The sequence below is a fragment of the Mycolicibacterium aubagnense genome (assembly GCF_010730955.1).
GTDB classification, from domain to species: Bacteria; Actinomycetota; Actinomycetes; order Mycobacteriales; family Mycobacteriaceae; genus Mycobacterium; species Mycobacterium aubagnense.
Map to the genome: position 1 here is coordinate 1,227,050 of NZ_AP022577.1, position 14,071 is coordinate 1,241,120.

Consider the following 14,071-nt stretch of genomic DNA (forward strand, 5'->3'; position numbering starts at 1 on the left):
ACTCAGCGCCGACTGAAGATTGTCGGTCCCCCGTGCCAAGCTGGATTCGTGCTTCTCACCGACGTCGCCGTGGCCTCAACAGAGGTCGGAGCGGTGTCTGCGCGGTCGGCGAAGATCAGCCGGATCGCGGCTCTGCTCGGCGCCGCGGCCGGCGATCAGGCCGGCGATCAGGCCACTGTCGCCATCGTCGTCGATTGGCTGTCCGGTGAGTTGCCGCAGCGGCAGATCGGGGTCGGCTGGGCGGCGCTGCGCTCGCTGCCGCCACCCGCCGACAACCCGACACTGACCGTCATCGAGGTCGACGCCGCCCTGTCGGCCATCAAGGCCGTCGCCGGCCGAGGTTCGGCTGCCACCCGCACCGAATTGCTCCACGGCCTCTTCGGAGCAGGCACCGCGGCCGAGCAGACGTTCCTGCGCGGGCTGCTCAGCGGCGGGCTCCGGCAGGGCGCGTTGGCCGGGGTGATGGCGGACGCGGTGGCCACGGCGGCGGGTATCCCGGCCGCCGACGTGCGACGCGCCGCGATGCTCAGTGGCGATCTGGCCACAGTGGCAGCCGCCGCGATGTCCGACGGCGCCGACAGCCTGCGGCGCTTCACCCTCACCGTCGGCAAGCCGGTGAGTCCGATGCTCGCCCAGACGGCGACCGGTGTCGGCGACGCACTCGAAAAGCTGGATGGCGCGGCAATATTCGAGACGAAGCTCGACGGGGTTCGGCTGCAGATCCACCGGGCCGGTACCGAGGTGTCGGTCTTCACCCGCAGCCTGGATGACATCACGGCCCGCGTGCCCGACGTGGTGAACGCAGTGCTGGCCCTGCCCGTCACCGACCTGATCGCGGACGCAGAAGCCCTCGCCCTACGGGCCGACGGTCGTCCGCACCGGTTCCAGGTCACGTCCTCCCGGATCGGCAGACGCTCCGATGATGGGGCGCAACCGCTTTCGGTGTTCTTCTTCGACATCCTGCACCGCGACGGCACCGACCTGCTGGATGAGCCGGCCACCCAGCGCCGTGACGCACTCGAGGAGGTCGTTCCCGAGCCGCTCCGGGTCCGCCGCTGCGTCACCTCCGATTCGGTTGTCGCCCAACAGTTCCTCGACGAGACACTCGCCGCCGGTCACGAAGGCGTCATGGCCAAGCACCCCGCATCGCCCTACGAGGCGGGCCGGCGCGGCGCCGGCTGGCTCAAGGTCAAGCCGGTACACACCCTGGATCTGGTGGTGCTGGCCGTCGAATGGGGTTCCGGCCGGCGCACGGGCAAGCTGTCGAACATCCATCTTGGCGCCCGCGACCCGGACACCGGCGGATACGTCATGTTGGGCAAGACCTTCAAAGGGATGACCGACGCGATGCTGGACTGGCAGACCGCACGGTTCACCGAACTGGCCGACGGCCCGATGGACAGTTATGTGGTCCGGCTGCGGCCCGAGCAGGTGGTGGAGATCGCGTTCGACGGCGTGCAGGGCTCGAGCCGCTACCCGGGCAAGATGGCGCTGCGATTCGCTCGGGTGCTGCGCTACCGCGACGACAAGCGACCGGAAGAGGCCGACACCATCGACACCGTCCGGTCGCTGTACGAACGCTGAGTGTTACCCCGCGATTCGGAGCCACCGGATGACAGGATGTGAGGCATGTCGCCAGCCACCGCCGTCCCCGACGAGTCCGTCGGGGACGTCACCTATGTGCGTACCGACCCGGACCTGCCCCCGGTCGCGATCATCGACCGCTCGCCCATCACTGCCCGGCATCGGGTGGCCTTCGGCGTCATCGCAGTCCTCGCCGCCGTGGCGTGGGCCGTCATCGCCTTCGCCCGCGGCGAGACCGTCAACGCGGTGTGGTTCGTCATCGCCGCCATCTGCACCTATGTCATCGGATACCGGTTCTATGCGCGGCTGATCGAGATGAAGATCGTCAAACCGCGCGACGATCACGCCACCCCGGCCGAGCTTCTCGACAACGGCACCGACTACATGCCGACCGACCGCCGGGTGCTCTTCGGGCATCACTTCGCCGCCATCGCCGGCGCAGGCCCACTGGTCGGGCCCGTGCTGGCCATGCAGATGGGTTACCTGCCCGGCACCATCTGGATCATCGTCGGCGCCGTCGTCGCCGGCTGCGTACAGGACTACCTGGTGCTGGTCATCTCGACACGGCGCCGCGGCCGCTCCCTCGGCCAGATGGCGCGCGACGAACTCGGGCCCATCGGCGGCGTCGCCGCCATCGTCGCCGTACTGGTGATCATGGTGATCCTGCTGGCGGTGCTGGCGCTCGTCGTGGTCAACGCCCTCGCCGAGAGCCCGTGGGGCGTGTTCTCCATCGCGATGACCATTCCGATCGCCATCTTCATGGGTCTGTACCTGCGGTTCCTGCGGCCCGGCCGGGTGTCCGAGGTGTCCCTGATCGGCGTCGCACTGCTGCTGCTGGCGGTGATCTCCGGCGGCTGGGTCGCCGAAACATCCTGGGGCGCAGACTGGTTCACGCTGTCGAAGGTGACGTTGTCGTGGTGCATCATCGGCTACGGACTGGCCGCCTCGGTACTGCCGGTGTGGTTCCTGCTCGCGCCGCGCGACTACCTGTCGACGTTCATGAAGGTCGGCACCATCTCACTGCTCGCGGTCGGCATCCTGGTCGCCCAGCCGGTCATGTCTGCTCCCGCGGTGTCCCAGTTCGCCACCCGGGCCGACGGCCCGGTGTTCGCCGGTGCGCTGTTCCCGTTCCTGTTCATCACCATCGCGTGCGGTGCGCTGTCCGGCTTCCATTCCTTGATCTCGTCGGGCACCACACCCAAGCTCCTGGAGAAGGAAGGGCAGACGCGGCTGATCGGCTACGGCGGCATGCTGACCGAGTCGTTCGTCGCCATCATGGCGCTGATCACGGCGGCGATCCTCAACCAGCACCTGTACTTCGTGATCAACTCGCCCGGAGCCGCGACGGGCACCAGCGCCGCGACCGCAGCCACCTACGCCAACGGGCTCGGCCTGTCCGGCGCCCCGATCACCCCGGGCCAGATCACGTCGGCCGCGACGGAAGTCGGTGAGCACTCGGTGATTTCGCGGACCGGAGGCGCACCCACGTTGGCGCTGGGCATGTCCGAAGTCCTGCACCAGGTCTTCGGCGGCTCGAACATGAAGGCCTTCTGGTACCACTTCGCGATCATGTTCGAGGCGCTGTTCATCCTCACCACCGTGGATGCCGGCACCCGGGTCGCCCGCTTCATGTTGTCCGACGCCGTCGGCAATCTCGGTGGACCGCTACGCAAGCTGCGCGACCCCAGCTGGCGCATCGGCGCGTGGGCCTGCAGCCTGATCGTCGTCGCGGGTTGGGGCAGCATCCTGCTCATGGGCGTCACCGATCCCCTCGGTGGCATCAATACGCTGTTCCCGTTGTTCGGCATCGCCAACCAGTTGCTCGCGGCCATCGCGCTGACCGTCGTCACCGTCGTGGTGATCAAGAAGGGCCTCCTGAAATGGGCCTGGATTCCGGGTCTGCCACTGTTCTGGGACGCCCTCGTGACCCTCACCGCGTCGTGGCAGAAGATCTTCTCCCACGACCCCAAGATCGGCTACTGGCAACAGCATTCGCAGTATCTGGCGGCCAAGGCCGCCGGCAAGACGACGTTCGGCTCCGCCAAGAACCCTGACCAGATCGACGCCGTCATCCGGAATACGTTCATCCAGGGCACGCTGTCCATCGTCTTCGCGGTGCTGGTGGTCATCGTTGTCCTGATGGGAATCATCGTTGCCGTGCAAGCCATCGGCGGCGGCGGCCGGCCACTGACCGACGACGAGGCGGTGCCGTCCCGGCGGTTCGCCCCGCGCGGCCTCTTCCCCACCGACGCCGAGAAGGAGGTGCAGAAGCAGTGGGACGATTACTCGTCGACGCACACGGGATCGTCGCAAAAATCAGTTGGTACTGGTCATCATTGATGGGCGACAACCACTACGCCCGGTACCTGGAACACCACCGTCGCACCCATGCCGGTGAGCCGGCGTTGAGCGAGCGTGACTACTGGAAGGCCCGGCACCGCACCGCCGACCTCAACCCCCAGGGCCGCTGCTGCTGAGGCCCGCGTAATGGGCGATCCTCAGGCAGCCGGCCAACCGCCTCCCACCCGACCGTCCGCACAGTGGACGCATACGGCTGTTGCTTCCGCACAAGGGTGGTACCACAGGAGACGACCCGCACTCCGTGGTACTAAATGAGTGTATGGACAGATGTCCAGTTGTTGCCGACCAGCCTTAGGAGAAATGTGCTGTTCACGGTTTCCGACGTCACCGACGCCGTCGCTGCAGCCATCCCGGACCGGACCCTCATCATTCAAGGCGATCGCCGCTTCACCTACGCCGAGGTCGTCGCCCGGGCGAACCGGCTGGCCGCGTACCTGCACGCGCAGGGCCTGGGCATGCACACCGAGCGCGACCAGCTGGCCGGCCACGAAGTCGGTCAGGACCTCGTGGGCATCTACGCCTACAACGGCCCCGAGTTCGTCGAGTCGCTGCTCGGCGCGTTCCGGGCTCGCGTGGCGCCGTTCAACGTCAACTACCGCTACGTCAAGGCCGAACTGCAGTACCTGCTGAACGACGCCGGCGCCTCCGCCCTGATCTACCACGCCGCGTTCGCGCCGACCCTGGCCGAGGTGCTGCCGGACCTGCCGAACCTCAAGGTGCTGATCCAGATCGCCGACAGCTCGGGCAACGAGCTGCTGCCGGGGGCCGTCGACTACGAAACCGTCGTGAACGCCGACGTCGCGCCACCGCCGGTGACGCCGTCGCCCGACGACCTCTACGTGCTGTACACGGGCGGCACCACCGGCATGCCCAAGGGTGTGCTGTGGCGCCAGCACGACATCTTCATGGCCTCCTTCGGCGGCCGCAACGCGATGACGGGCGAGCCCGCCCAATCGGCCCAGGAGATCGTCGACCGGGCCTCGGCCGCCGCCGAGATGCGCATGATGATCCTGCCGCCGCTCATGCACGGTGCCGCCCAGTGGGCCGTGATGACCGGCATCAACAACGGCCAGACCATCGTGTTCGCCAAGGACGTCGAGGTCTTCAACGCCAAGGAGATCGTCGAGACCGTCGCCCGCGAGAAGATCGCGATCGCGACGGTCGTCGGGGACGCCATGGCCCGGCCGCTGGTCACCGCCATCGAGGAAGCCATGGCCGACGGCAGCCACGACCCGACCTCCCTGGTCGTCGTCGCCAACGGCGGTGCGCTGTTCACGCCGGGCGTGAAGGGTCGCCTGGTGGCGGCACTGCCGAACGCCATGGTGATCGACGGTGTCGGCTCATCCGAGACCGGCGCGCAGATGTCGCACGTGTCGACCGCCTCGAACGTGTCCAGCGGCACCTTCACCGCCGGGCCCGCCACCCGGATCGTCTCTGAGGACTTCACCGCGCTGCTGGCGCCCGGGCACGAGGGCAACGGCTGGCTGGCCCAGGAGGGCCACGTGCCGCTCGGCTACAAGGGCGATGCGGCCAAGACGGCCAAGACGTTCCCGGTGATCGACGACGTCCGGTACGCCGTGCCGGGAGACCGCGCCCGACTGCTGGAGGGCGGCACCGTCGAGCTGCTCGGCCGCGACTCGGTGACCATCAACTCCGGCGGCGAGAAGATCTTCGCCGAAGAGGTCGAGTCCGCCATCGCCTCACATCCGGCCGTGGTCGACGTGGTCGTCGCCGGCCGACCGAGCGAGCGCTGGGGCAACGAGGTCGTCGCGGTCGTGGCGCTGGTCGATGGCGCCGCAGTCGATGCCACCGAACTCATCGAGCACGCGTCGGAGTCGATCGCCCGCTACAAGCTGCCGAAGGCCATCGTGTTCCGGCCGACCATCGTGCGCAGCCCTGCCGGCAAGGCCGACTACCGGTGGGCCAAGGAGCAGGCGCTCCAGGACTGAGTTCCGCGAGCTGGGTATCTCCCGTCTGGGGGAACGTCAGCCCGCAGCCCACTCCTTGGCACGGTCGAGTTCGTCGATCCCGAAGATCTGGAGCTCGCCCGGGATCATCCAGGCGACGGCGTGCAGCGTGTGCGCCACCCAGGCCTTGTCGGACACCACCGCGATGCGTTTGAACGCCGAGTGGTGCTTGAACAGCGCACCGAACCCCACCTTGAGGTCCTCGGCCAGGCCACCCGGCCCGAAGCCCTCGTAGTCGGGCGCGATGACCTCGACGATCCGGATTTCACCACCGACGACGAGATTGTCCATGGTGGGCTCGAATTCGCGGATATCGTCACCGCTCACTCGCCCAGAGACGCGAATGCCCGTCACCCCTTCGGGCATGTCTGACAGCACTTCGATCATGTCGCCAGCGTACGGCGTCGGTCCATGCCGCGAACAGACGTGACGCTCCAACTTTCGATGGATTCAAGGGTTTTCACGCGCCCCGCAACCCCCGGCTCGAGGCAAGAGATCACGCCCCGAACCGGGCCAACGGATCGGCAGTCGCCTCGATCTTGGCGACGAGTCCATCGCGAATCGTCAGAACCACCACCGCGAAAAGCTGTCGGTGGGCGAATGCCAGCAGGACGGGCTGGCCGAGCGGACCGGCGACCACGGTGGTACCCGGTCCGAGGTACAGCATCAGGTTCTCGGCGACCCGCTGCGGTCCGTGGTTGACGATCGGCGGGATCGGCGGATCGCTCAGCACCGTACCGACGCCCCAGACGGTCGGGTCCAGCACCGCGGCCAGTGCCTGCACGTCGCCGCCGGCGCAGGCCGTGATGAACTTTTCGGTGACGAGCTGATGTTCGGTCACCTCGACGTCCTCGGCGCGCGGGTCCGTGCTGGCCACCTTGGCCCGCGCCCGCCGGGCCAGTTGCCGACAGGTGCCGACGGGCCTGCCGACGGTCTCCGCGATCGAAGCGAACGGCACCTGGAACACGTCGTGCAGGATGAACGCCACGCGCTCGCCGGGACTCAGCTGCCGCAGCACCCGCAGCAGCGCGCCCGAGACCTGGTCGTCGAGCGTGATCCGATCGGCGGGGTCCGGCTCGCTCGAAGCCAGTGGCGGCATCTCGTCCTGCTCGGTCGGTTGTTCCCGCCGCGCCCGTGCCGACCGCACCACGTCGAGGCACAATCGGCCCGCCACGGTGGTCAGCCAGGCCCGGACATCTTCGACCTCACCGGGCTCCGTCCGGGACAACCGCAGAAAGGCTTCCTGCGCAATATCTTCGGCGTCACCGACGTCACCGAGCATCTGGTACGCAAGATTGACCAGATACGGGTGGTGGTGGCGCCACGCCACAGTGAATTCAGTGGTTTCTGTCATCAGTTGAAGACGATCCAGGGTGGTGAAAAGTTACCGCACTGCCTCATCCCGCGGATCGTAACTTTTTTGGGCGGACTTCCGTCCTTGGTTCATGACCATTCTCATCACTGGGGCCACCGGCAATGTCGGTCGCCCGCTCGTCGAACAGTTGCACGCCACAGGCGCGAAAGTCCGTGCCGTCACCCGTAATCCGTCCCCGCACTTCCCGCCCGGCGTCGAGGTCGTCGCGTCCGTATGCGACGGCCTGGCCGGAGCCGGCGCGGTGTTTCTCAACTCCCGCGCCCTCGGGCCGGACCTGGCGTGGACGGTCGAGGCCGCCATGGACTCCGGAGCCAAACTGGTGGCGCTGTCCGCGATGAACGTCGACGAAGACTTCACCCGCCAGCCATCGCGCCTGCGGGGCGACCGCAACAAGGAGGTCGAACAACTGGCTGTCGACTCTGGGCTGCCGTGGGTGAGTCTGCGGCCGGCGTTGTTCGCCACCAACTTCATCGGGATGTGGGCCGGGCAGCTGCAGGCCGGCGATGTCGTGGCCGGCCCATTCGCGTCCGCCTCCAGCGCCCCGATCATCGAGTCGGACATCGCAGCCGTCGCCGCGCACGCGCTGTTGACCGACGATCTGAACGGCCGCAAGATTCCGTTGACCGGGCCGCAGTCGCTCACCAACGTCGAGCTGCTGGCCGTCGTCGGCGAGGTGCTGGGGCGCGATCTGCGCTACCGCGAAATCCCGGTCGAGCAGGTCCGTGAGCGGTTCGTCGCCATCGGCTTCCCCGCCGAGTTCGGCACCGCCTATACCGCGCTGCTGGCCGAAACAGTCGACAGCCCCGCACCGGTGAGCGGCGAGGTCGAGCGCATCCTCGGCCGCCCGGCACAGACGTTTGCCGAATGGGTGGGTCAGCACCGCGGCGCCTTCTCACGCACAGTGGAGACCAGCCATGTCTGAGCCGCGCACCTCGAATCCGCGACCCCCGCGTTACCTCAAGCAGATGAACAAGGTCGTCGTCGCCGTCGGGAAGCTCGGCATTCCGGTCGGCCCCGCGATGGTGTTGACCGTGCCCGGCCGCAAGACGGGTGCGCCACGCAGCACCCCGATGACGCCGTTTGTCGTTCACGGCGCGATGTATGCCGTGGCCGGCTATCCGGGCGCGCACTGGGCTCTGAACGCACGTGCCGCCGGTTCCGGCACCTTGACGCGGGGGCGTAAGTCCCAGCCGGTGAAGATCACCGAGCTGACGGTCGACGAGGCGCGGCCGGTGCTGCGCGAGTTCCCGGTGCAGGTGCCCGTCGGCGTGAAATTCGCGAAGAGCTCCGGCATGGTCACCGAGGGCACGCCCGACGAATTCGAGTCGCTGGCAGGCAGACTCGCCGTCTTCCGGTTCGACCCGTTGGGCTGATCTGGACGCGCGTTCCGATCGCGCAACCCGTGAAACCCTCAGCGGTAAGCGCTGCCCTGCTCATGGTCGAGGTAGGTGTCGGACTTGTTCTTCAAGCAGAACAGATAGACCAGCAGCGACAGTGCGATACAGACGGTGACGTAGACGATGAACAGCAGCACGTCGCCTCGGGCCTTGAGGGCCTGGTAGATCAGGGGCGCAGTGCCGCCGAATATCGAGTTGGCCAGCGCATAGCCGACGCCGACGCCGAGCGCCCGCACGTGGGCGGGGAACAGTTCGGACTTCACCAGCGCATTGATCGATGTGTATCCGGTGAGAATGACGTACGCGATGGCCACGAGCAAGAACGACAGGATCGGCGAGTGCGTCTGCGGCAGGTAGGTGATGAGGACGTACGTGTAGACCAGCCCGCCGAAGCCGAACCACAATAGCAGCGGTTTGCGACCCACCCGGTCGCTGATCATTCCGCCGATCGGCTGGATCAGCATCAGGAAAATCAGCCCGAGCAGGTTGACCCATGTCGCGGTCATGGGTTGGTTCTTGTAGGTCGCCTTGACCATCGCCGGCGCATTCACGCTGTACGTGTAGAACGCGACGGTGCCGCCGAGCGTGATCAGGAAGCACAGCAACAGTGGCTTCCAGTAACGCGTGAACAGTTCACGTATCGAACCGGCCTGCGGCTCCTTGCCTTCCTGGACCGCCTTGAGGGTCTCCTCGGGAAGCGACTCGTCCATGCTGCGCCGCAGCCAGAACACCACTACCGCCGCGACACCGCCGACTGCAAAGCCTATGCGCCAACCGAATTCACCCACCTGCGCGGTGCTGAGTGCCGTGAGGATGATGAGCAAGGTGAATTGGGCAAGCACGTGCCCACCGACCAGGGTCACGTACTGGAACGAGGAAAAGAACCCGCGGCGTTCCCTGGTCGCCGCCTCCGACATATATGTCGCGGAGGTGCCGTACTCACCGCCGGTGGCGAACCCCTGCACCAACCGACAGATGATCAGGATGATCGGCGCCGCGACGCCGATACTGGCCCGCGAAGGAACCACGGCGATCACCATCGAGCAGGCGGCCATCAGCGAAACACTGACCAACAGTGCGGTGCGGCGGCCCCGGCGGTCGGCGTAGCGGCCGAAGAACCACGACCCGATCGGCCGGGTGATGAACGTGACCGCGAAGATCGCGTACACGTAGATCGTCGAATTCTGGTCGGCCTTGTCGAAGAACTGATTTTCGAAGTAGGTGGCGAAGACGGTGTAGACGTAGACGTCGTACCACTCGACGAGGTTTCCCGACGACCCCCGGATGGTGTTCCAGATCGCGCGACGGGTCGCTGCGCGGTCCGACGGCGTGTCCTCGATTGCTACGGTCATGCGGCTCTCCAACGGTGGGCAACAAATTGGTCGTGGGCACATCATCGCGGCGGGCTGCCGGCAAAGGACGGGATCTGGCCGCAGCGTCGATTTCCTCGCGCGATTCACAGATCCACACAGACCGTACCCTCGGGCGTTACCGGCTCGGTGGGTTTAGTCCTCGCGGATCACACCGCGTTCGCACAGGTGCTCGGTGAGCGGCTCGACACCGACCTCGAAGTGTTCGGCCATCGCCGTTCGGGCCGCATCGCCGTCGCCGGCCTGCAGCGCGGCGATCACGCGGCGGTGGTCCCGGATCGACAGATCCGGCCAGCCCTCGAGCGTCGGGAACACGGCCTCTGGTGCGTAACGCGTTATGCCGGACATGAATTGGGTCAGCTTGGGCGAATCGGCGACGACGTTGATCAGCCGGTGGAACTCGTGGTTGAGCCGCACCATGCGGTCGACATCGGTGTGCTGGTAGGCCTGTTCCAGCGCCTCCTGGATTCGGGTCAAGTCGGCGACCTGGTCGGCGGTGATGTTCGCTGCGGCGCGGGCCGCCAGCTCTCCACCGACGAACGCCTGCACCATGGCCACATCCGACACGTCGCGGGCGGTCACCTCCAGCACCATGAAGCCGCGCCGCGGATGCTGCACCAACAGTCCCTCGGCCCGCAGATTCAACAACGCCTCCCGAACCGGGGTGACGCTGACACCCAGTTCGGTGGCCAGCTGGTCCAGCCGCAGGTACTCCCCGGCCCGATAGGTGCCGTTGAAGATGCGCCGGCGCACGTACCGCGCCACATCATGAGAAAGCTGTGCGGGCGCGGCGAATTCGGGTTCAGATGCGGTATTCATGGAGCAGGTTCTTGCTGATGATGGTCTTCTGGATTTCGCTGGTGCCCTCGCCGATCAACAGGAAGGGCGCGTCCCGCATCAGGCGTTCGATCTCGTATTCCTTGGAGTAACCGTAGCCACCGTGGATCCGGAAACTCTGCTGGGTGACTTCCGAACAGAACTCACTGGCAAGGTATTTCGCCATCCCGGCCGCGACGTCGTTGCGCTCTCCCGAGTCCTTGAGCCGGGCGGCATTGACCATCATCAGATGTGCCGCTTCGACTTTGGTGGCCATCTCGGCGAGTTGGAAGGCGATGGCCTGGTGGTCGGCGATCGGCTTGCCGAACGTCTCCCGCTGCTGGGCGTAGCGCACCGCCAGTTCGAAGGCCCGGATGCCGACACCGCAAGCCCGCGCGGAGACGTTCACCCGCCCGACCTCGATACCGTCCATCATCTGGAAAAAGCCCTCGCCGGGCTTGCCGCCGAGCACGTCGTCGGCGCCCGCGCGGTACCCGTCGAAGACGAGCTCGGTGGTGTCGATGCCCTTGTAGCCCAATTTGTCGATCTTGCCCGGGATGGTCAGGCCGGGTTTGACCTCGCCGAAACCGGTCGGTTTCTCGACCAGGAAGGCCGTCAGGTTGCGATGCGGTTTGTCTGCGCCCTCATCGGTTTTCACCAGCGCCGCAATCAGAGTCGAGCTGCCGCCGTTGGTCAGCCACATCTTCTGCCCGGTGATGGTGTAGCCACCGGCGGCGTCGCGCACGCCTCTGGTACGGATCGCGGCAACGTCGGAACCCAGCTCCGGCTCGGACATCGAGAAGGCGCCGCGCACCTCGCCGGTCGCCATTCGGGGCAGGTAGCGCTGCTTCTGCTCGTCGGTGCCGTGCTGACGGAGCATGTAGGCGACGATGAAGTGGGTATTGAGAACACCTGAAACGCTCATCCAGCCCCGGGCGAGTTCCTCGACACACAGCGCGTACGTCAGCAGTGACTCCCCGAGCCCGCCATACTCCTCGGGAACCATCAGGCCGAACAGGCCCATCTCTTTCATCTGATCGACGATGGCCTGCGGGTAGGAGTCCGAGTGCTCCAGTTCCTGGGCCGCCGGAATGACCTCTCGATCAACGAACTGCCGCACCGTGGCGACGATTTCGCGCTGTACCTCGGTGAGGCCGGCGGTCTGCGCCAGACGTGTCATGGGGTGATCCGTTCAAATACGGCAGCCAACCCCTGGCCGCCTCCGATGCACATGGTTTCCAGTCCGTAGCGCGCGTCCCGCAGGTGCAGTTCGCGCGCCAGGGTCGCGAGCATCCGGCCGCCGGTCGCGCCGACGGGATGGCCGAGGGAGATGCCCGACCCACGCACATTCGTGCGCTCCCAGTCCGCGTCGGTGAACTTCCATTCCCGGGTGCACGCCAGCGCCTGTGCGGCGAAGGCCTCGTTGAGCTCGATCAGATCGATATCGGCAAGGGCCAGATGGGCTTTGGCCAACGCGACCTCGGTGGCCGGAACCGGGCCGATGCCCATCACCTTCGGCGGCACCCCGGCCACGCCCCAGGACACCAGCCGCACCAGTGGCTGCAGCCCGAGGTCGGCCGCCCGCTCCGGAGTGGTCACGACGCACATCGAGGCCGCATCGTTCTGCCCGCTGGAGTTGCCCGCCGTCACCGTGGCCTCCGGATCACTCTTGCCCAGAACGGGTTTGAGCTTCGCCAACGCCTCGACGGTGGTGTCGGCCCGCGGATGTTCGTCGGTATCGACAACGGTGTCCCCCGTCCGCGACGACGAGGAAGGCACTGACACGGGGACAATTTCCTCTCTCAGCACGCCACTGCGCTGTGCCGCAACGGCTTTCTGATGGGACCGCACGGCCAACGCATCCTGCTCCACGCGAGAGATCGCGTACTGCCGGCGCAGATTCTCCGCGGTCTCGAGCATGCCGCCCGGCACCGGGTAGTTCTTGCCACCGGCGGTGGTCCGCCCACGGGCCAGTCCGTCATGCACCGTGATGCCGCCCCGCGAGCCACCCCACCGCATGTCGGTGGAGTGGAAGGCGACGTTGCTCATCGACTCCACACCACCGGCGATCACGAGATCGTTGGCGCCGCTGGCCACCTGCATGCAGGCCTGGATGACGGCCTGCAGACCCGACCCGCAGCGCCGATCGACCTGCATGCCCGGCACCGTGACGGGTAGTCCGGCGTCGAGCGCTACCACGCGGCCGATCGCCGGGGCCTCACTGGACGGGTAGCAGTGCCCGAGAACGACGTCCTGCACCGCGTCGACCGGAATCCCGGTGCGCTGCAACAGACCCTGCAATGCGGCGACGCCGAGCTCGACCGCGGTGAGGGACTTGAACACGCCACCGTAGCGGCCGATGGGGGTACGCACCGGCGCGCAGATGACAGGACTGGTCGCGGCCATCTAGATGTGCCGTCCCCCGGTGATTTCCAGGACACAGCCCGTCATGTACGACGACATGTCCGACGCCAGGAACGTGACCACCGACGCCACCTCACTGGGTTCGGCGGCCCGTCCCATCGGGATCTCTGCCAGCTTCTGGTCCCAAATCCGTTGCGGCATGGCCTCGGTCATCGCGGACCGGATCAACCCCGGCTGCACAGCGTTGATCCGCACTCCGAGGTGGGCGACCTCCTTGGCGGCCGCCTTGGTCAGGCCCACGATGCCCGCCTTGGCCGCCGAGTAGTTGGTCTGGCCGATCAGGCCGACCTTGCCCGAGATCGACGAGATATTGATGATGGCACCGCGTTTCGCTTCCCGCATGACATTGGCGGCCAGCCGGGTGCCGTTCCAACAGCCTTTCAGATGGACGTCGATGACCTGGTCGAACTGCTCCTCGGTCATCTTGCGCATGGTGGCGTCGCGGGTGATGCCGGCGTTGTTGACCATGACATCGATGGCGCCAAGGCCTCCGAACTCGATGGCGGCATCGATCAGTGCCTGCACGTCGGCAGCCGATGTGACGTCGCACCGGACGGCCTTGGCCACGTCGGAGCCGCCGAGCGTGGCGACAGCCGCTTCGGTGGCGTCGAGATTCAGGTCACCGATCACCACGCGGGCGCCTTCGGCGATGAAACGCTCCGCGATCGCATAACCGATCCCCTGAGCACCACCGGTGATCACCGCGATACGTCCGTCCAGCAGCGGCATGGTCGTCCATTCCCTCTCGATCGTCGGAGCCGGCCACGACCCTCGCGG

The 14,071-nt window shown here is 66.7% G+C and carries 13 protein-coding genes; 6 read left to right on the top strand and 7 right to left on the bottom strand.

The window, feature by feature from the left end; genetic code table 11:
- Positions 1 to 48 precede the first annotated feature (48 nt).
- From G6N59_RS06075 to G6N59_RS06090, 4 genes are all read left to right on the top strand, one after another.
- Positions 49 to 1,584 carry an ATP-dependent DNA ligase gene (locus G6N59_RS06075; protein WP_138231258.1) on the top strand — a complete coding sequence of 512 codons (1,536 nt, stop codon included), beginning with the start codon at positions 49 to 51 and terminating at the stop codon, positions 1,582 to 1,584.
- Positions 1,585 to 1,629: 45 nt separating this feature from the next.
- Positions 1,630 to 3,924: a carbon starvation CstA family protein gene (locus tag G6N59_RS06080; protein WP_138231259.1), complete on the top strand. Its 2,295-nt coding sequence runs from the start codon at positions 1,630 to 1,632 to the stop codon at positions 3,922 to 3,924.
- Positions 3,924 to 4,061 carry a CstA-like transporter-associated (seleno)protein gene (locus G6N59_RS06085; protein ID WP_138231260.1) on the top strand — a complete coding sequence of 46 codons (138 nt, stop codon included), beginning with the start codon at positions 3,924 to 3,926 and terminating at the stop codon, positions 4,059 to 4,061. Before G6N59_RS06080 ends, G6N59_RS06085 begins: the two co-directional genes overlap by 1 nt.
- Before the next feature lie 135 nt (positions 4,062 to 4,196).
- Positions 4,197 to 5,894 (top strand): medium-chain acyl-CoA ligase Mig, encoded by a 1,698-nt coding sequence (locus tag G6N59_RS06090; RefSeq protein WP_407665823.1) that lies wholly within the window; start codon positions 4,197 to 4,199, stop codon positions 5,892 to 5,894.
- 36 nt (positions 5,895 to 5,930) lie between these two features.
- Here G6N59_RS06090 and G6N59_RS06095 read toward each other — a convergent pair whose 3' ends face one another.
- Both G6N59_RS06095 and sigI read right to left on the bottom strand, forming a co-directional pair.
- Entirely contained in the window at positions 5,931 to 6,299 is a 369-nt protein-coding gene (locus G6N59_RS06095; protein WP_138231262.1) for a SpoIIAA family protein, read from the bottom strand.
- A gap of 109 nt (positions 6,300 to 6,408) precedes the next feature.
- Complete coding sequence (gene sigI / locus G6N59_RS06100) at positions 6,409 to 7,266, bottom strand: RNA polymerase sigma factor SigI (protein WP_138231263.1); 858 nt, start codon at positions 7,264 to 7,266, stop codon at positions 6,409 to 6,411.
- Between the two features lie 91 nt (positions 7,267 to 7,357).
- Between sigI and G6N59_RS06105 the strand changes: the two genes are divergently transcribed.
- Together G6N59_RS06105 and G6N59_RS06110 are read left to right on the top strand one after the other, a co-directional pair.
- Positions 7,358 to 8,209, top strand: coding sequence for an NmrA family NAD(P)-binding protein (locus G6N59_RS06105; RefSeq protein ID WP_138231264.1), 852 nt, complete (start codon positions 7,358 to 7,360; stop codon positions 8,207 to 8,209).
- Positions 8,202 to 8,660, top strand: coding sequence for a nitroreductase/quinone reductase family protein (locus G6N59_RS06110; RefSeq protein WP_163911019.1), 459 nt, complete (start codon positions 8,202 to 8,204; stop codon positions 8,658 to 8,660). Before G6N59_RS06105 ends, G6N59_RS06110 begins: the two co-directional genes overlap by 8 nt.
- A gap of 38 nt (positions 8,661 to 8,698) precedes the next feature.
- On the opposite strand, the gene G6N59_RS06115 is transcribed toward G6N59_RS06110, so the two are convergent.
- From G6N59_RS06115 to fabG, 5 genes are all read right to left on the bottom strand, one after another.
- Positions 8,699 to 10,036: an MFS transporter gene (locus G6N59_RS06115; protein ID WP_138231265.1), complete on the bottom strand. Its 1,338-nt coding sequence runs from the start codon at positions 10,034 to 10,036 to the stop codon at positions 8,699 to 8,701.
- A 153-nt stretch (positions 10,037 to 10,189) separates the two neighbouring features.
- Positions 10,190 to 10,873, bottom strand: coding sequence for a GntR family transcriptional regulator (locus G6N59_RS06120; RefSeq protein WP_138231266.1), 684 nt, complete (start codon positions 10,871 to 10,873; stop codon positions 10,190 to 10,192).
- Positions 10,857 to 12,050 (bottom strand): acyl-CoA dehydrogenase family protein, encoded by a 1,194-nt coding sequence (locus G6N59_RS06125; RefSeq protein ID WP_138231267.1) that lies wholly within the window; start codon positions 12,048 to 12,050, stop codon positions 10,857 to 10,859. The genes G6N59_RS06120 and G6N59_RS06125 overlap by 17 nt, the downstream gene beginning before the upstream one ends.
- Positions 12,047 to 13,276 (bottom strand): acetyl-CoA C-acetyltransferase, encoded by a 1,230-nt coding sequence (locus G6N59_RS06130; protein ID WP_138231268.1) that lies wholly within the window; start codon positions 13,274 to 13,276, stop codon positions 12,047 to 12,049. Before G6N59_RS06130 ends, G6N59_RS06125 begins: the two co-directional genes overlap by 4 nt.
- Complete coding sequence (gene fabG / locus G6N59_RS06135) at positions 13,277 to 14,023, bottom strand: 3-oxoacyl-ACP reductase FabG (protein WP_163911926.1); 747 nt, start codon at positions 14,021 to 14,023, stop codon at positions 13,277 to 13,279.
- Between the last annotated feature and the right edge of the window lie 48 nt (positions 14,024 to 14,071).